Source organism: Mojavia sp. (assembly GCF_059505145.1).
In genome coordinates this window covers 397,121-414,238 of sequence record NZ_JCACKA010000063.1, presented here as the reverse complement: position 1 = coordinate 414,238, position 17,118 = coordinate 397,121, and the positions used below count along the sequence as shown (strand labels likewise).

General features: G+C 42.4%; 15 protein-coding genes. 4 read left to right on the top strand and 11 right to left on the bottom strand.

Annotated elements, in window-relative coordinates:
- The first annotated feature begins 455 nt into the window (after nt 1-455).
- Nucleotides 456-1,091 (top strand): PEP-CTERM sorting domain-containing protein, encoded by a 636-nt coding sequence (locus tag AC5JL8_RS14095; RefSeq protein WP_495880392.1) that lies wholly within the window; start codon nt 456-458, stop codon nt 1,089-1,091.
- A 244-nt stretch (nt 1,092-1,335) separates the two neighbouring features.
- On the opposite strand, the gene nblB is transcribed toward AC5JL8_RS14095, so the two are convergent.
- The 8 genes from nblB to AC5JL8_RS14055 all read right to left on the bottom strand — a co-directional run bounded on the left by nblB (nt 1,336) and on the right by AC5JL8_RS14055 (nt 11,012).
- Entirely contained in the window at nt 1,336-2,001 is a 666-nt protein-coding gene (gene nblB / locus AC5JL8_RS14090; RefSeq protein WP_495880391.1) for a phycobilisome degradation protein NblB, read from the bottom strand.
- 160 nt (nt 2,002-2,161) lie between these two features.
- Complete coding sequence (locus AC5JL8_RS14085; RefSeq protein ID WP_495880390.1) at nt 2,162-2,626, bottom strand: CBS domain-containing protein; 465 nt, start codon at nt 2,624-2,626, stop codon at nt 2,162-2,164.
- A 151-nt stretch (nt 2,627-2,777) separates the two neighbouring features.
- Nucleotides 2,778-3,209 carry an 8-oxo-dGTP diphosphatase MutT gene (mutT, locus tag AC5JL8_RS14080; protein WP_495880389.1) on the bottom strand — a complete coding sequence of 144 codons (432 nt, stop codon included), beginning with the start codon at nt 3,207-3,209 and terminating at the stop codon, nt 2,778-2,780.
- Nucleotides 3,210-3,730: 521 nt separating this feature from the next.
- Nucleotides 3,731-4,075 carry a DUF760 domain-containing protein gene (locus AC5JL8_RS14075; protein ID WP_495880388.1) on the bottom strand — a complete coding sequence of 115 codons (345 nt, stop codon included), beginning with the start codon at nt 4,073-4,075 and terminating at the stop codon, nt 3,731-3,733.
- A 240-nt stretch (nt 4,076-4,315) separates the two neighbouring features.
- Nucleotides 4,316-5,272 (bottom strand): RNA polymerase sigma factor, RpoD/SigA family, encoded by a 957-nt coding sequence (locus AC5JL8_RS14070; RefSeq protein ID WP_495880387.1) that lies wholly within the window; start codon nt 5,270-5,272, stop codon nt 4,316-4,318.
- A gap of 1,123 nt (nt 5,273-6,395) precedes the next feature.
- A complete protein-coding gene (carB, locus tag AC5JL8_RS14065) occupies nt 6,396-9,656 on the bottom strand; it encodes a carbamoyl-phosphate synthase large subunit (protein WP_495880386.1) in 3,261 nt (1,086 codons plus the stop codon).
- Between the two features lie 509 nt (nt 9,657-10,165).
- Entirely contained in the window at nt 10,166-10,720 is a 555-nt protein-coding gene (gene dpsA / locus AC5JL8_RS14060; protein ID WP_495880385.1) for a DNA starvation/stress protection protein DpsA, read from the bottom strand.
- A gap of 124 nt (nt 10,721-10,844) precedes the next feature.
- Nucleotides 10,845-11,012 carry a hypothetical protein gene (locus AC5JL8_RS14055; RefSeq protein WP_495880384.1) on the bottom strand — a complete coding sequence of 56 codons (168 nt, stop codon included), beginning with the start codon at nt 11,010-11,012 and terminating at the stop codon, nt 10,845-10,847.
- 248 nt (nt 11,013-11,260) lie between these two features.
- Between AC5JL8_RS14055 and AC5JL8_RS14050 the strand changes: the two genes are divergently transcribed.
- Together AC5JL8_RS14050 and AC5JL8_RS14045 are read left to right on the top strand one after the other, a co-directional pair.
- Nucleotides 11,261-11,506 (top strand): Asr1405/Asl0597 family protein, encoded by a 246-nt coding sequence (locus AC5JL8_RS14050; RefSeq protein WP_495880383.1) that lies wholly within the window; start codon nt 11,261-11,263, stop codon nt 11,504-11,506.
- Between the two features lie 54 nt (nt 11,507-11,560).
- On the top strand, nt 11,561-12,226 hold the full coding sequence (locus tag AC5JL8_RS14045; protein ID WP_495880382.1) for a (2Fe-2S) ferredoxin domain-containing protein: 666 nt from the start codon (nt 11,561-11,563) through the stop codon (nt 12,224-12,226).
- Nucleotides 12,227-12,482: 256 nt separating this feature from the next.
- Here AC5JL8_RS14045 and phnE read toward each other — a convergent pair whose 3' ends face one another.
- From phnE to AC5JL8_RS14030, 3 genes are all read right to left on the bottom strand, one after another.
- Nucleotides 12,483-13,280: a phosphonate ABC transporter, permease protein PhnE gene (gene phnE / locus AC5JL8_RS14040; RefSeq protein ID WP_495880381.1), complete on the bottom strand. Its 798-nt coding sequence runs from the start codon at nt 13,278-13,280 to the stop codon at nt 12,483-12,485.
- Between the two features lie 97 nt (nt 13,281-13,377).
- Nucleotides 13,378-14,106 carry a phosphonate ABC transporter ATP-binding protein gene (locus AC5JL8_RS14035; protein ID WP_495880500.1) on the bottom strand — a complete coding sequence of 243 codons (729 nt, stop codon included), beginning with the start codon at nt 14,104-14,106 and terminating at the stop codon, nt 13,378-13,380.
- 78 nt (nt 14,107-14,184) lie between these two features.
- Complete coding sequence (locus tag AC5JL8_RS14030) at nt 14,185-15,165, bottom strand: phosphate/phosphite/phosphonate ABC transporter substrate-binding protein (RefSeq protein ID WP_495880380.1); 981 nt, start codon at nt 15,163-15,165, stop codon at nt 14,185-14,187.
- A 694-nt stretch (nt 15,166-15,859) separates the two neighbouring features.
- Between AC5JL8_RS14030 and AC5JL8_RS14025 the strand changes: the two genes are divergently transcribed.
- Nucleotides 15,860-17,116, top strand: a complete 1,257-nt coding sequence (locus tag AC5JL8_RS14025; protein WP_495880379.1) for an alkaline phosphatase PhoX — start codon at nt 15,860-15,862, stop codon at nt 17,114-17,116.
- The last annotated feature ends 2 nt before the right edge of the window (nt 17,117-17,118 follow it).

Genomic DNA, 17,118 nt, shown 5'->3' with positions numbered 1-17,118 from the left:
ACCAAAAACAAAATTGCTTTATATAAATTACAAAATACAAACTCACCTACGCTAGCCAGTATTACAAAAAATCTGTGTATTAATCTTCAAAAATAAAATATAGCGATTTGACAGATGTACTGAGGTCAAACCTATGTAATTCAAGGCTATTGCTATAAATTTCAACTCTAAGAGATGAGAGATATAAGAAAAAGCACTATGCAGGTAATGAAGATTTTATCAAGATAAATACGTAGACCTTGCGTATCTCTAGATAGTTATGTAATTCTGTAGAAGTAACGAACACATCAGCCAACGAACGCCTAAAAAATAAATAGCATTCTACCTAAGTTTTTAATGCGGCAATGCTATCTAGATTGTGAAAACAGGATACATTCATAACTAGTTTTAAGATTGCAGCACAGTAAATAACGCACTCAGCCTCTTAAATTTTTTTATAGGAGCTTTAAATTACAATGCTTGGTTTGAAATCTAAAGTACTAAACACAACTCTAGCAGCTACTTTTGCAATTCCCTTGGCTACTGCTGGAATGTTTGCCTCCGCTAGTTCTGCTCAAGCGGCTGCATTGACTGGTGAGTTCGATATGGTAGGTTTGACCACAGCCGAGTTAAAACAAGATTCTCTAACTTTCCTTGATCCAAAAACATTTCTAATTCTTAATGGCAGTGGAACTTTAGGAAGTTTTAGCGGGGGTACAATAAACAACATTTTGGGCTTTGGTTCCCCTGCATCAGCAATTAATCCATTCCTTGACTTGGGTGCTAAAGATGGATTAGACATCTTTAATTTGACTTCTGCTAGCTATATAACGGAACAAGCTGGAAATTTCGTTGCTCTAAAGGTCACAGTCGATGGCTTCTTTAAAAGTTTAACTGGAGAAATAAGCCAAGGGCAAGGATTTTTTACTTTCCAAAAAGTAGGTAAGAAAGCTGATTTTGACAAAGCTCTTGCTGAAGGTAAAACAATTTCGGGACTGACTTATTCTGCTAGTTACTTTGCTACAGTTCCTGAACCAGCTACATTACTTGGCTTGGGTGCAGTAGGTGCAGCTATGGCTATGTCTCGCCGCCGCAAAACTCTGGCTAGTTAATAAAAACCAGCAGAAAAATTGCTGAAAAAAAAGGTGGTAGAACAATTGTAAAGACTACCACCCCGTACAAAATCTATCCAATTATATCGGTTTTCAATTAAGTGTTATGGGTTTTGGGTTTGTAGTAATTTAGCGATTACTGCGAACCTTTAATTATTTTCAAGAGAAACTTTATTGAAAACGACGCTTCCAGTTTCGGTAATTCTATGGAAAAGTGAGGTTGACTGTTCCTCAAAATGCGAACTCAGACTGACTGCAAAGTTTTTTTAGCTTCAGTTGCGATCGCCTCTACTTCATCATTCACCAAAGTTTCTAATATAGCTTTGGCATCTGCACCACCCAAAAGATTTAAGGCTTGCACGACTCGGTAGCGGACTTGCCAATCTGGATTAGTTGCATAAGGCGCTAAAAGTTCAACTGCATGGATATCTCCCAACTCACCCAAAGAACTGATAGCAGCAGTTTGGATTAAGTCATTATCTGAAGAGAGTGCTTCTTTGAGTAGTTCAAAACCTCGCGGATCGCCCAATTCTCCTAAAGTAGCGATGATGCTGAATTTAACTAGCCATTCGGGAGTTGTGTTGTAAAGTTGCTGCAAGTCTTCAAAAGCTACTTGAAGTTTCAGCGCACCCAAACAGTCTGCTGCTGCTGCTTGAACATCCGGTTCCGGGTCATTGTGCAACAGTTCGCGTAATATATTCAACGATAAGTCTAAATCTTGTGCGCCGAGTGTATCCATCTGACTCACTGCTGAGTAACGCACACGCGCACTGCTATCACCGATCGCACTTTGAATTAGTTCAAAGCCGATCGCAGGTTCCAAGTCACGAATTTGATTCACAGCTCGCAAGCGATCGCCCAAATCCTCAGAACTGAGCATTTGCTTAACAGAATCAGGAGTAATACTCATTCACTTATCCTAAATTTTCCAAGAGTTTTAAAAGAGTCAACAGTGAACAGCAAGCTAATAGTCGTGAGTGCTAAGTGCTGAGTGCTGAGTTAGGAGTTATTCTCCTTGTCTCTCTGCCCTCTGCCCCATGCCCAGCCCCCAGCCCCCAATCCCCATTACACTAATCTTGACTTGCTGCCATTGCTCGAACAATGTCACCACGGGTGAGAATCCCAATTACCTGACCCGCGCTGTCAAGCACTGGTAATCGGTGAACACTGCGATCGTGCATGATTTTGGCTGCTTCTTTTATAGTTTTATCTGGGGTAATAGTGATCGGATTTTTGCTCATCACTTCCCCAACTGTCTGTCCCAGCGCCTTGTGCAAGTCACGCTCATAATCAGCGGGATTTTGTAAATAGATGACGCTATCAAGAAACATAATGTATGCCGGAGGAGTCACTCCTGTTTCTTGCCACATTAAGTCAGTTTCTGAGATAATGCCCACCAATTGACCAACATCATCCACAACAGGCAGCCCACTAATCCGTCGTTCTGCGATAAGTTGTATGGCTTCCTTGAGCGGAGTTTCTGATCGGACAACAATTGGGTCACGGCTCATTACTTCGGCAACTGTTTTAGGCATTTGCTTACTGACACCTCGGATCAAAGTCTTTGCGATTATTGTAGAAAATTACGAGTCTTAACCTGACACAGTTAATACATTGTTACGGTATGGGGGTTGGGCATGGGGCATTGGGGATTAAGTAAATTGTCCAGCCCCTAGTCCCCAGTCCCTAGTTCCCAAATTCCCAACCCCCTGCCCCCTTTAAAGCTGCAATAATTTGCACATTGGCTTGGGGAAAAGCAAACTCTTCTAGTTCAGGCAAACTAACCCAGCGAATTTCATCACATTCGAGTGGTTGGGGAACACCAGTAAGATGACGGCAGTGATGTACTGTGAGGGTAACTCGCAAATGGGTATAGGTGTGGTCAATAGTGATCAGATGGCTTCCCACTTCAATTTCGATTCCCAGTTCTTCGTAAATTTCCCGTTGGATACATTCTTCGACAGTTTCGCCAGACTCTATTTTGCCACCAGGAAATTCCCATAAACCCCCCATCGCTCCTCCCGGACGCCGGCGATCGATTAAAATTTGCTCTTGGTCGTTCCAAATTACGGCAACACCAATGATTTTATGAGGTATGGGAGAACTGGTTTCATTCATGGTTGATGGAAGAAAGGGGAAGATAAAGCTACTATCCGCTACTGAATAATAATAGAACTCAGCAAGCTGGCTTCATGCCTGCCGAGTTTGTATTTTATTGCGAATGAAATAGCTTTAAATGGTGTTTATGCAATTATGCTAACCGTTGATTGCAGCTGTTGTTGCCGAAACCAGCAAATTCTGCTTCTGCTGCTCAACCGCATAGTTGCTACTTCATAGTTTTAAATCCATTTTCAAAGCTGAGTAAACTTAGCCTAAATCTGATTGGATTCAGTTATTGGCTGATGACTTAAAATTTCAAATTGCCAGAGCTAACCTCTGCCCAAATTGCTTATATTCTATGTGAATCTAATTGCTGAACAAAATCCATTATCATCAGCGTAGCGATTGTAAGTCAGATATGGTTAATATCTAGCTGCAAATCAAAGTGGAGGGAAGGGAAGGCAGATTATGAGGATTTCGCAGAGGTTTATTTTTGATGATGTGGCTGTAAGTGTGTCAACCTATAAAGCCAACAATAACTAGTCAATTTCGCTGTTGTTGGTTTCACTACCTTGTAAAGCCATTTCAAAATTCATTCTTTGTTCAGCATTACGCAAGAAGTAACCACTGATCATTGCAGAGGCGAGAAGCCGACCTAGACTTTCCCGACTAGTAGTGATAGTTACATTAAAGTGTTCTGAAGGCAGGTTGCCCAAAAGCCCCACAATATTGCGTTCCATCACCTGAAGCACTTCAGCAGAAGTGGGTTTGGATAACTGGCTAACTGTCTCTGGACTCAAGGATTTAACGTATTGCCAGAGTAAATCGCCAGTTTCTGACTCACTATTAAAAAATTCTGAGACTCTATTGGATGGGTTACTCACGTTTCATCTCCTTGACTAATAATCTTAGCTGTGGTGTTTGCGACTTTATAAAAATAAGTGCTTATTGTGTACTGGATTTAGCTACCTATTAATTGTTCCTGTCAATTAATGTAACAGGCTAAATATGATCAGGCAGTCGGTGTAACCGTACCAAAAGCAGCGTGTTTTCTCACCTCACTAGTTATTAGTCGTTAGTGATTAGCTCTTAGCTACTAAGTACTAATCACTAAAGACGGCTGACTAACTTGCCAAGTATTCATCCATCTTGGCTTTGGACTTGCGGAGTTTGGTTAAGGCTTCCCGTTCAATTTGCCGTACTCGTTCGCGGCTAATGTTTAGGATTTCACCAATTCTTGCTAATGTTAGAGCTTGCCCATCTGTTAACCCAAAGCGTAGGGTGATCACTTCCTTCTGTTGTGGGGTGAGATCTCCCATCAGGCGCTCTAAGTCATAAGATAGGGAAGATTGCATCACAAACTCTTCTGGAGAAGCTCCCGGATCTTCTAACATTTCTCCAAGTTCGGTGTCGTAGTTATCCCCCAACCGCAAATCTAGAGATAACGGTAGACGTGCCTTTTCTAAGTACTCTCGTACTTGTTTAGGAGTCAATTCTAATTCTTGCGCTAATTCCGCAGCGGAAGGGGCACGTCCCAGTTTTTGAGATAATTGTCGCTGTGCTTTTTTAATTTTATTTAATTTCTCGGTGATGTGGATTGGCAAGCGGATAGTGCGCGCTTTTTCGGCGATCGCCCGCGTAATGGCTTGACGAATCCACCAATAAGCATAAGTCGAAAACCTGTAGCCTTTTGTGGGGTCAAACTTCTCCACGCCCCGCTGCATCCCGATGCTACCTTCTTGGATTAAGTCTAGTAAATCAACATTACGCTTAATATATTTTTTGGCAACTGATACAACGAGCCGTAAATTGGCTTCTACCATCTTGCGCTTGGCAAATTCACCCTCAGCGATCACTTCGTTCAACTCTGCCAATTCCAGCCCAGTTGCTTTTGCCCACTCTTCTAGAGTTGGTTCTCGGCCTAACTGGCTGGCAAGGTACTCCTTCATTTCTTGCAAAGCAGTTGAACGTTGCACCTGTTTGCCATAAAAAATCTCTTCCTCGTGCGTTAAGAGCGGCACGCGGCCAATCTCACGCAGGTAAGTCCGCACAAGGTCTGTGGCTGTCGGAGCGGTCTTCATGGCGCTACTCATTGATAGGGATGGATGTGACGTTAGGGTCATTAACTAATAAATGCTTTGCGAAGGTACTACCCACTCAGGCTGGGAACCCATACTCAGGTTTGCAATATGTTTGCAATTAATGCATCCGATAAACTCGGCTGCTAATAATAATCAAAAATTTAGGGTTTTAACTGCTCTAGACGTTACAGTTATTTACCCAGTTTCACAAGTATCTAGAGTTAGATAAAAGGTTACTAATAGAACATTTTTTGTATTCTTTCATTAGGGCTATTGTTAACTATTGTAACATTTATGAGAAAAATTGACTAGATCACAGCCTAAGATTTAGATTTTATTCCAGTTAATACAATGCTTTTATAGATTAAAAGCTTCCCTAGAAGCTGATCGCATCAATATATCCATGACAGACAATAACTTTCTCATATTCCTTAAAATAACTCAATGATAAGTATAATTATTCTCTTATAACAATTGCTTAATTTTTCTGGCTGCGGACAACAAAGGTTTATGCCTATAGAAAGATGGACAAATAAATACTTATAGAATTCGGTACAACAATTAAGGTGAAAAAGATGAGATTTCCTGTTTATTCTTAACTTTTAAACTTTTACCTTTTCCCCACCTCTTGCAAAAGTATCTTTGGCAAGAAGTTTATTTACGGGATTGGGAAAAATTAAGTAAGGCTTAGGCACTGAAGCCTAAAATTTAGATCCCCCAACCCCCCTTAGAAAGCTACGGTGTACACACATCTGTGTACTAAACCGAAATCATTGTAGATCCGTCATTATCCTCCGATAAATTGGAGGACTTTGAGGGATTTTAGCCCCCCTTTTAAAGGGGGGTTGGGGGGATCAAAAGCCTGTGGGACAACTCTCAAAGACTTGTGTGTACACGGTAGCCTTAGAAAGAGGGTCGCCATAGGCGGGGGGATCTGAATCTTGGATGACTCAACGCTTATCCCAAGTATTGCCTATACCCTTACTGATACCGAGTTGCATTCAAAGATAGTAAATTAGGGCAGCAGAGGAGCAGAGGTGAGGAAATCAAAATCTGTCTGATCGCAACATAGTATGACTGATCGCTGATGATCGCTGATTCGAGGTTGGCAAAAAAGTTGTCTTTAAGGCATCATGCAGTAATCTTGGATGACTTTCACATCCAAAGTTGTAGTTTGCAGGGAATGGATAGCGGCGACTGTAGCTTTTGCGCCGGCGATGGTGGTGATGATGGGAATTTTATAACCTAAGGCTGTGCGACGGATTAATCTAGCATCAGTGTGGGCTTCTTCTCCCGAAGGAGTGTTGATAATCAGTTGGATTTTCTGATTTTTGATGGCATCTAAAACATGAGGACGACCTTCATGAAGCTTCAGCACTAACTCAACATCTAACCCATGTTCTTGAAGAACTTGGCGTGTGCCAAATGTAGCCATCACAGTAAATCCTAAATCGATAAATTCCTTGACGACGCTCACAGCAGCTGCTTTGTCGCGATCGTTCATCGACACGAATACGGTTCCAGACAAAGGTAAACGCTCTCCAGCACCGATTTCTGCTTTGGCATAGGCGCGTCCAAAATCGCTGTCAATTCCCATTACCTCACCAGTAGAGCGCATTTCTGGGCCTAATATTGTATCAGTACCGGGGAATTTATTAAATGGCAATACTGCTTCTTTGACCGCAATATGCCGTGGGATGACTTCTTCGGTAAAGCCTAGCTCCTCTAAAGTTTTACCTGACATAATTAAGGATGCTAGTTTTGCCAGTTGCACACCAGTTGCTTTAGAAACAAAGGGCACTGTACGAGAGGCACGGGGGTTGGCTTCAAGAATGTAAACTTGAGGAGAATAGCTACTGCCACCAACAACGGCAAACTGAATATTCATCAGTCCTACTACAGAAAGTGCCTGTGCTAGCTGCACCGTCCAAGTACGAATTTGATTGAGGACTGCTGGTGGTAGGGAAATTGAGGGTAAAGTGCAAGCTGAATCGCCAGAGTGAATCCCTGCTTGTTCGATGTGTTCCATGATGCCACCAATCACTACCCGCCCGGTATGATCGGTGATCGCATCTACATCGACTTCGATCGCATTTTCCAAGAACTTATCGATTAAAATTGGGTGTTCCGGTTCTACCTGCACCGCAAAAGTCATGTAGCGTTCCAATTCTGTATCGGAATACACGATTTCCATCGCCCTTCCCCCCAGCACATAACTAGGACGCACCACCACCGGATAACCAATACGTTGAGCAACAATCAGCGCATCTTCGTAAGTCCGGGCAATACCATTGGGCGGTTGAGCAATATTTAATTTGTTGAGAATCTTTTCAAATCGCTCTCTATTTTCTGCCATATCTATAGAGTCTGGCGATGTTCCCCAAATTTTAGTGCTGAGTCCTGAGTTCTGAGTGCTGAGAAATTGTTGCAAAGGTACAGCTAACTTCAGTGGTGTTTGCCCACCAAACTGGACAATCACGCCTACGGGATTTTCGGCTTCAATAATATTGAGTACGTCTTCTTTGGTTAATGGCTCAAAGTAGAGGCGATCGCTGGTGTCATAATCTGTAGAGACTGTCTCTGGGTTAGAGTTGACCATAATCGTCTCATATCCTGCTCCTTTCAAAGCATAGGCAGCGTGACAACAACAATAATCAAACTCAATTCCCTGTCCAATGCGGTTGGGGCCACCACCCAAAATCATCACTTTCGGCTTGCTGGTTGGTAAAATCTCTGTTTCTTCTTCGTAGGTAGAGTAGTGGTAAGGGGTAAACGCCTCAAACTCAGCGGCGCAAGTATCCACAGTTTTGTAAACTGGGATGACTCCTAGCTGTTTGCGGTATGCCCGGACTTCATCTTCGGTGGTTTTGGTGGCATAGGCAATTTGGCGATCGCTATATCCATCACGTTTGACCTCATACAACTGCTCTTTTGTCAATTGCTTTAAGGGTGTTCGTTTGAGGAATTTTTCTACTTCCAGCAATTGCTGCATTTTATCTAGGAACCAGGGGTCAATACCTGTGAGTTCGTAGATTTCCTCACTACTGATGCCTAACTGCATGGCATGGCGGACAGCAAAGATGCGATCGGGGTTGGGTGTCCGCAGTTGGGCGCGAATTTGTTCACCACTGGGTAATTTTTCGGCTTGGTCGCAACCCCAGCCAGCACGTCCAGTTTCCAAAGAGCGCAGTGCTTTTTGGAAGGATTCGTTGAATGTCCGTCCAATAGCCATTGCTTCCCCTACGGATTTCATTTGCGTTGTCAGCACTGGTTCCGAACCAGGAAACTTTTCAAAAGCAAAGCGGGGGACTTTGGTAACTACGTAGTCAATTGTCGGTTCAAATGATGCCGGAGTTTTCTTGGTGATATCGTTTTTAATTTCATCCAAGCTGTAACCCACAGCTAGCTTGGCCGCCATCTTAGCTATCGGGAAACCAGTGGCTTTAGAAGCCAAAGCGGAACTGCGAGATACACGGGGGTTCATTTCAATCACGACCACATCCCCTGTAACTGGATTAATGGCAAACTGGATATTGGAACCACCCGTTTCCACGCCAATCTCGCGGATGATTTTAATTGCCATATCCCGCAGTCGCTGGTATTCTTTATCAGTAAGAGTTTGAGCAGGAGCGACGGTAATTGAGTCTCCGGTGTGGATGCCCATTGGGTCGAGGTTTTCGATTGAGCAAATAATCACTACGTTATCTGCCAAGTCGCGCATTACTTCCAATTCGTATTCTTTCCAGCCGAGTAGGGACTGGTCAATGAGAATTTGCGAAACGGGGCTAGCATCTATACCCACCTGTGCCATTTCTTCAAATTCTTCTTGGTTGTAAGCAATACCGCCGCCACTACCACCCATTGTGAAAGCAGGACGAATAATTAAGGGATAAGTGCCGATTTGCCGGGCGATCGCTTTAGATTCTTCTAAAGATGAAGCTGTGCCACTAGGACACACATTCACGCCGATCTTGGCCATTGCTTCGTTAAACAGTCTTCTATCTTCAGCTTTTTCAATAGCTGGCAACTTAGCGCCAATTAACTCGACGTTATATTTTTCTAAAACACCATTTTTTGCGAGAGCAACGGCAATGTTGAGGGCGGTTTGTCCTCCCATTGTTGGTAGCAGGGCATCGGGACGCTCTTTAGCGATGACTTTTTCGACCAATTCCGGTGTCAGCGGCTCAATGTAAGTGCGATCGGCTGTTTCCGGATCGGTCATAATTGTCGCAGGGTTGGAGTTGACCAGTACCACTTCGTAGCCTTCTTCTCGCAGTGCTTTACAGGCTTGGGTACCAGAGTAGTCAAACTCACTGGCTTGTCCAATCACAATTGGGCCAGAGCCTAACAGCAGAATCTTCCGGAGGTCTTGACGGCGGGGCATAGTCGTTGGGGTGAACTAAGAGAATACAAATCCTGATTATTTTAAGATTCTTTTTCCCTAGTCATACTGTTTATTACCAAGTTTTCTAGGTTTGATGACCGGGAGGGGGATTAGCAAAGATTGAGGGATGAGAAGAATTACTTTTTATGCTTCGGTACTAATCACCTATTTTGTATGTCTAACTTTTATATACTTCTCATCGAAAAAAATTTAATAAAGTTGCAACTCTTTATTCTCTTAGATAATAATAATTTTCATATTTATGTTACTTTTGTACATCATAACTTGAGTTAATATTAAAATTAAACAAATAAGTTAGATAAAAATAATTCCTAACTAGCTAACTGCTAATTATTCTCAATATGAATTAATATATTAATTTATATACTTAAATTAAAAATTGCAGAGAATTAGCTATACTACTCTCTGCAAATTTTTATATTTTTTTAAGACCTACTTCTGCCAATTTTTTCTTCAGTCTAGGGAAGCTTATCTAAATTATGAGAGTCTTAGTTTTGAGCAGGTTGAACAAAACCCAAGGTTAAGCTGTCCTTGGCAAGGAAGTGAGATAAATGATAAGCCCGCTCCTCAGTTTTTAAGAGAATTTTTTCGTAGAGATAGCGTGTACCACGATCACCTAAACTCTCTGCCTGAGCAGCTTGGCGACGAATCAAGCCAATAATAGCTTGCTCTGCTACTAGGTCATTTTCTACCATCTGACGAGCAGAATATACTCCATCAGGCTCTTGCTCAAAACAGGTTAATTCCGCTAATTTGCTGAAGGAAGCTACTGGCACGCCACCTAGTCCATCCAAGCGCTCTCCAATTTCATGGATGTGTTCTTGCACTTCTTTGTAGCTTTCATTAAAAAACTCATGCAACGAGTAAAATTCTGCACCTTCAACTACAAAATGATGTTTTTGATATTGCAAGTAAAGTGCTTGAAAACTCGCTAATACGACGTTAAATCCTTCGGTAACCGGGGCAGTTACACTGTGGTCTAGTAATACAGGATTGTCGTAAACATGACCAAAATTGCGTAATACAGTTTTCGTTTCAGACATAGTTCTCCTCGCTTGTCAGTAGTTATAGTTTTTAACTGCTGAGTCTCTACATATTAACATTCTAAAAATAAAAAGTAATTCCGATAAATATCACGGAATTTTGAATTTTTTAGTACTAAAAGTTTCAATTGAAAACGACGGTAAACTCCATCCCCAAGGTGGGTGGACGTTGCTCTCCCCGTCGCTTGGGGCATTGGGGAGCCAGTGCCGTGGGCGGGTTTCCCGACTTGAGGCAACTGGCGTCATAGGGGAGCCAGTGCCGTCTTGGGGCCCTGAGTGGGCGTGCTGTCATTGGCATTCTTTCCCATGGCCACGAAATTCCATTCCTTTTAGGGGTGGGATGAGCTTACTCCCTGGTCTTTTCAGCCTTTTTTAGTAGAAGTTTATGGCAAATATTTGAGATTTTTATCTAAAATAATTGAGAATTGTTTGCACTTAAGTTATCCTTGTTTAAAAGGCTGAACTCCCAAATATGAGAAACAGGAGGGAGTAAAAGCGTGGTGATTACTGCAAGTTTGTTGCACTTTGAGGGTTAGTCTCTTGAAATCGTTCAGTTCAGAAGTAGAAAGCAAGCACATCTTAGAGGTTAATTGGGCAGACCGCTGGGTAGTCTATCAACGCTTACGGGAACTAGATATTCCCTGTTGGTGCGAGTCTAATCAGCCCTTGAAAGTTGAAATTGCCAATCCCATAGCAGCTATTCAACTTTGGAGTGTGATGCGGCAATTCACAGTTTCCCGCCAAAACCTGATTTGGAGTCTGGAGAAAAGCTGGCAAAGCCACTAACGCTAATACTGTCTCGCCCAATAGCTTGTCTAAGTAAATAACTAGGTAAAAAACATGAGTGAATCTCACACTACCGAAGTATCACAATTTTGTTTGGAAGGAAGATTTCTGGATTTTGTGATTAAAGATGGCTATAAGCTCAAAGGCCTACTGATAGGAACCAATGACGGTGAATTCTATGTAAAACTGGCTAAAAATTTACGATTTGCTTTTGATTTGCGTTTACCACCAGGAACTTGGCTGCAAATTGTAGGTCAAAAAAAGCACGAAGTTGAAAGTGGCAAAGTCACACTGAAAGCTGAACGTGTGATGGCGGCAAGTCCTGAGGTAGGAAGAGTTCAGGCTATTACTCAATCGAAAGAAGTCCCATCTATTAATAATACTAAGGCAAAAGCACCTAAGGCTAAGGCTGCGATTTTGGTATGCCAAAAATCTGATTGCATGAAGCGTGGTGGTAAAGGACTTTGTCAGGCCTTAGAAGCAGCTTTGAGCGATCGCGGTTTAGAAGACCAAGTAACTATTAAAGGCACTGGTTGTATGAAAAACTGCAAAGCTGGCCCCAATTTGATAATGCCAGACAAAACGCGCTATAGCCGTATTCAAGCTACACAAGTTCCTGCACTCATGGACAAACATTTTGCCGACAAGAGCGAGGAACAAAAGCTGAACCATTCCCAGCAAGTAACGATAACTACAGCCAGTTTAGCAATTAATAGCTAGTTGAGCTTTCAGTATTTAATGAGAAAATATCATAATAAATTTATTTAGATGTTCTGTTCGTCCTTGGCAGTACATTATGCAAGTTATTTGCAACAGTACTGCTTGAGTAAGTGCTTCAAGCCACAAATTTGATTGATAAAATTTCACAGCAACGCGTAAGTCAGGTTAAAGGATTGGGAATTGGGAATTGGGCATTGGGGACAAGGGAGCAAGGGCAGAGATCAGAACTCAGCACTCACAACTCACAACTCAAGATTCAGCACTCTGAATCGAGCCGACGACGTAATTGGCTGCTGAAGGCATCAATGATCGTGACGACTACCAAAAGTACCAGCATCATGGTTGTAGCTTTGGTGTATTCAAAACCGTCAATATAACTTTTTAACTGAAAGCCAATACCACCAGCGCCGACTACACCCAACACAGAAGCGGCACGGATATTGTACTCAAACATCCATAAGGTATAACCTAATCCCAGTGGCAAAACTTGGGGTAATATTCCATATTGAGCAATTTGTAATTTCGATGCTCCTATAACCTCTAGCGATTCGATAGAACGAGAGTCAACGGCTTCAATTGCCTGTTGATAGAATTTTGCCAGGTAGCCAATAGTGTAAATTCCCAAAGCTAAGGTTCCTGCTGGTGCGCCTAATCCAGTTGCAGCGACAAAAATTAATCCCAAAATAATTGAAGGGACAGAACGGACTGCGTTTTGCAATAAGTTAGCCAACCATTGCAACCATCGGGGAGCAATGTTGCTGGCACTAGCAACAGCAATTGGCAAAGAGATTATTGCCCCGATAGTGGTTCCCCAGAGTGACATCTGTACAGTTTCAATTAGCGCTTTAATGGCTATATCTAAAACTGCTGGATCGGGAGGGAATAACCTGGAGATAAAATCAGTGATGTAGGGCCAGCTGGAAGTCAGCAAGTTAAAATCAACTTTGAGACCTTGCAATGCCCAAACATAAACGACAACCGCAATTAATATAGTGAGTAGGGAACTCACCCAAGGGTAGCGCCGGAGGAGTTTTGAATTAAAGAAGTAATTCATGAATTTGCGCTTGCGTTCAACACTCTAGAAAAGAGACTGCAAAATTGCATCTCTACTCAATACTCGGAAATTTCACTCAAAAATTTAATTCAAAAATCTAAACTTGAGAAAATTGCGCTTGCAGATTGTCGCAAGGGCCATCGTAAACAATGCGTCCCGCATCTACAACGATCGCACGTTGAGCATATTCCGCAGCTATCCCCAAATCGTGCAAAACTGCCACAATTGTCATGCCGTGCTGGGTATGTAATTCAGATAAAGTTTGCATTACCTGTTGGCAAGCTATCACATCTAACCCAGTGATCGGTTCGTCGGCTAACAAAATCTGTGGTGATTGAATTAAAGCACGGGCGATCGCTACTCTTTGTTGTTGTCCACCACTGAGTTGGCTAGTTTTTTGATCGGCAAACTCTCTTAATCCCAACTGTTCCAATAATTCTAGTGCTAAAAGGCGATCGCGTTTGGGAAATCCAAATAAAGTTTGCCAACTTGTCTTAGCACCAAGGCGTCCACATAGGACATTTTCCATTGCTGATAATTGCCGAATTAATCCGCCGCCTTGAAATAACATCCCAACATCGCGCCGAATTGCAGCTAGTGTGCGGGGAGTCAGCGTTACACTATTAATCTGAATTTCTCCCCGTACCAGTGGCACTAATCCAACTAGCGATCGCAGCAGAGTAGATTTACCAGCACCATTGAGTCCCAGCAACACAACAAACTCACCTCGTTCAATCTGGCAATTAATACCATTGAGGATAGGGCGATTTAGAGAAGCAGCATAAGCTGTTTCTAAGTTGTGACACTCAATTACATAATCTCTCATGCCTCGGTCAAATCCATAATTAGTTATCAAGTCTCACTGATCAGTTATCAGCCTGTTTACTGATAACTGACAACTAAATTAAGGTGCAATGCCAACACGTGTTAATGCATCTTTGATGGGTGCTAAGTGGCGAGCATGATCTACTCGCACTAACTCTGTAGAGTTATACAAGTTACGTAACAGTTGGTTATTTTGTGACTGATTTAACTTGAGTAGAGCGTTAATAATTCTTTCCCGCTCTGGTGCTGGAACGTCATCATCAATGGCGATACCGTGGGCTGGGACACCGGGAATTCGATGAAGCACGCGCAACTGATTTTTTTCTTCAGGTGTAATATACGGTGGGTTAAGAGCGTATTCGGACACAACAGCTACATCTGCTTGACCGCGAACAACGGCTTGCAATGCTTTGCTGTAATTGCCACCGTAGCTAATTTGACCGAAGAAACCATCCAGGCGATCGCGGTTAGGCACAAATCCCTGTTTTACCAACTCACCAACGGGGAAAATAAACCCACTGCCAGAAGTCGGGGAAGTAAACGCCATTTTTTTGCCCCGCAATTGTTCTAGGGTTGCTTTGGCGTTATTTCTAGTTTTCAAAGGGCTATTGTTGGGTACAACAAATACTGAACTGTAAGTGTATCTTCCTGAATAGTTGTCACGTACCTCGGCTAAATACAAGCGAGCATTGGCCAATTGTTCAGCTTTCAACGCCGGACGGCTACTCAAGAAAGACACATCAGCCCGATTTGCTCTTAAGGCTTCTACCGCAGCTGTATCATCTCCTACTTGGGCTTTAACTGGTATTCCTAGTTCTTTTGACAGAAATGCTGCTACTGAATTCGCCTTACTTTGCAAGTCTGTAGAATCAGCCCGGCTAGGAAAGACTACTGTTAAGTTATTTAATTTTTGTCTTTGGGCAAGTAAGCGTGGTGCTTGTTGATTAAAAGTAGAATTGGCGATCGTCGCCTGCATTCCTCCAAATGTGCTGAGTGCTAGACCTGCAAGCGCTACACATGCAGCTCCAGCACCCAACAAGCCTTTGTTTTTCACACTCATTAGTAACTCTCCATTAGGAACTATTCTCAGGTTTTTTGCAAATTAGTTGCAACTAGCCCAATATAAAAATCTAGAACTTTTAAGAACAAAAGTCAATATAAGTTGTGTGAGGACTGATTAAACAAGCTATTAATTTATTGCTATGGAAGAAAATCTAGCAACTAATTGCAATAGATTCAAAACAAATCAGTGCGTCAGGAATATTATGTATGTTAATAATTACCCATGGATCGCAAAAATCGAGGTTTGGGTAAGGAGCGTAACGGTGTAAAAGTTTAGGGATGTAGATGTTAACAAGCCTCATTTCCTGACACTAAGTGTCAATGAAGAATCTTTTGCATAAGCTCTAAAAATGGAGATAATTAATGTGCCTTTGAGAGGTTACATAATCTGTAGCGTCATCAGGATGTAAATATTATGAAGATATACACAGAAGCAGTTTGAATGATTATTAGCTGAGAAAGGCGATCGCTTTTAATAAACTTTGCATAAGTAGCCTTGACTTTAATTAATACTGCGTTAATAAAAAACAAATTTTATTAAATATATATTTTGACATTTTACATATTGTTTATTTTGGCTTTCATAAAGTTGACTTAGTTTTCTCTTAATGGATATAAATCACTCTTTCTCCTTAATAACTATCCATTGAACTACTGCTAGTAGGCTTTGGTCAAAAACTAAGGAGCATATAGTGACCTTATCTAGACGTCAATTTTTTAGCCTAGCTGGGACAAGTACTGCTGGTGCTTTGATGTTATCTCCATTGCAGGCTTTCTTTGCTAAACGAACTTTAGCAGCAGGCCCCTATGGCTCTTTGCAAACTGACCCTAAAGGTGTTTTGGATCTGCCTGCTGGATTCTCTTATGTAAGATTGTCTGAAACTGGGCAAACAATGACCGATGGCTACAAAGTTCCAGGTGGTCACGACGGAATGGCAGCGTTTTCAGGAGCTAATGGTAATACAATTCTGATCCGCAACCACGAACTCAACCCGGCATCAACTACCAGCATTGGCGCACCTAACACGAGTAAATACGACACTCAAGGAAAAGGTGGCACAACAACTTTGGTAGTCAGTTCGACTCGGACTTTAATTAGGCACTACGGCTCTTTGGCAGGCACTTACCGCAACTGTGCTGGTGGCCCAACCCCTTGGGGATCTTGGCTCAGTTGCGAAGAAAGTTTTGAGGTAGGTAACAAAAAGCATGGTTATGTATTTGAAGTACCTAGTAGTGCAACTGGGTTCGTAACGCCTGTACCCCTAGTAGCGATGGGGCGGTTCAATCATGAAGCAGCAGCTGTAGACCCCAACACAGGTTATGTATATATGACCGAAGACCGAGGTGATGGCTTATTCTATCGCTTCGTGCCTAACACACCGAATAACTTGAGTGCAGGTGGTGCGTTGTATGCTTTGAGAATTCCTTCAAGACCCCAAGCAAACACCACCACAGGGTTTACAGTCGGTCAAGCGTACACAGTGGATTGGGTTCGGATTACCAACCCCGATCCTTCTAGTGATACAGTAAGGACTACGGGCTTTAGTTTAGGCGCTGCTAAGTTTGCTCGTGGCGAAGGTATTTTCTATGGCAATGGAGATATGTATTTTTGCTGTACTAGTGGTGGTAGTGCTGGAGTGGGTCAAATATGGCGCTACACCCCTGCTACCAACACACTGCGGCTGTACATAGAACCTAACAATGCGAATATTCTAGATTTTCCAGATAACATTGTCGTTGCGCCCAACGGTGATTTATTCCTCACCGAAGATGGTGGCGGTACTGACTTTGTTGTGGGTATTACACCGACTGGCGCACTTTATAAATTTGCCCGTAACGCATTGAACTCAAATGAGTTGACTGGAGTTTGTTTCTCACCCGACGGTCGAATTATGTTTGTGAATATGCAGACACCAGGAATTACCTTTGCTATTTCCGGCCCTTGGTAAAG

What these genes read in the sequence shown, in the direction of transcription:
- AC5JL8_RS14045 (WP_495880382.1), top strand. Translation starts at nt 11,561, where the DNA reads ATGAGTGAATCTCACACTACCGAAGTATCACAATTTTGTTTGGAAGGA.
- AC5JL8_RS14095 (WP_495880392.1), top strand. Translation starts at nt 456, where the DNA reads ATGCTTGGTTTGAAATCTAAAGTACTAAACACAACTCTAGCAGCTACT.
- AC5JL8_RS14035 (WP_495880500.1), bottom strand. Translation starts at nt 14,106, where the DNA reads ATGAGAGATTATGTAATTGAGTGTCACAACTTAGAAACAGCTTATGCT.
- carB (WP_495880386.1), bottom strand. Translation starts at nt 9,656, where the DNA reads ATGCCCCGCCGTCAAGACCTCCGGAAGATTCTGCTGTTAGGCTCTGGC.
- dpsA (WP_495880385.1), bottom strand. Translation starts at nt 10,720, where the DNA reads ATGTCTGAAACGAAAACTGTATTACGCAATTTTGGTCATGTTTACGAC.
- AC5JL8_RS14055 (WP_495880384.1), bottom strand. Translation starts at nt 11,012, where the DNA reads ATGACAGCACGCCCACTCAGGGCCCCAAGACGGCACTGGCTCCCCTAT.
- mutT (WP_495880389.1), bottom strand. Translation starts at nt 3,209, where the DNA reads ATGAATGAAACCAGTTCTCCCATACCTCATAAAATCATTGGTGTTGCC.
- AC5JL8_RS14030 (WP_495880380.1), bottom strand. Translation starts at nt 15,165, where the DNA reads ATGAGTGTGAAAAACAAAGGCTTGTTGGGTGCTGGAGCTGCATGTGTA.
- nblB (WP_495880391.1), bottom strand. Translation starts at nt 2,001, where the DNA reads ATGAGTATTACTCCTGATTCTGTTAAGCAAATGCTCAGTTCTGAGGAT.
- phnE (WP_495880381.1), bottom strand. Translation starts at nt 13,280, where the DNA reads ATGAATTACTTCTTTAATTCAAAACTCCTCCGGCGCTACCCTTGGGTG.
- AC5JL8_RS14070 (WP_495880387.1), bottom strand. Translation starts at nt 5,272, where the DNA reads ATGAAGACCGCTCCGACAGCCACAGACCTTGTGCGGACTTACCTGCGT.
- AC5JL8_RS14085 (WP_495880390.1), bottom strand. Translation starts at nt 2,626, where the DNA reads ATGCCTAAAACAGTTGCCGAAGTAATGAGCCGTGACCCAATTGTTGTC.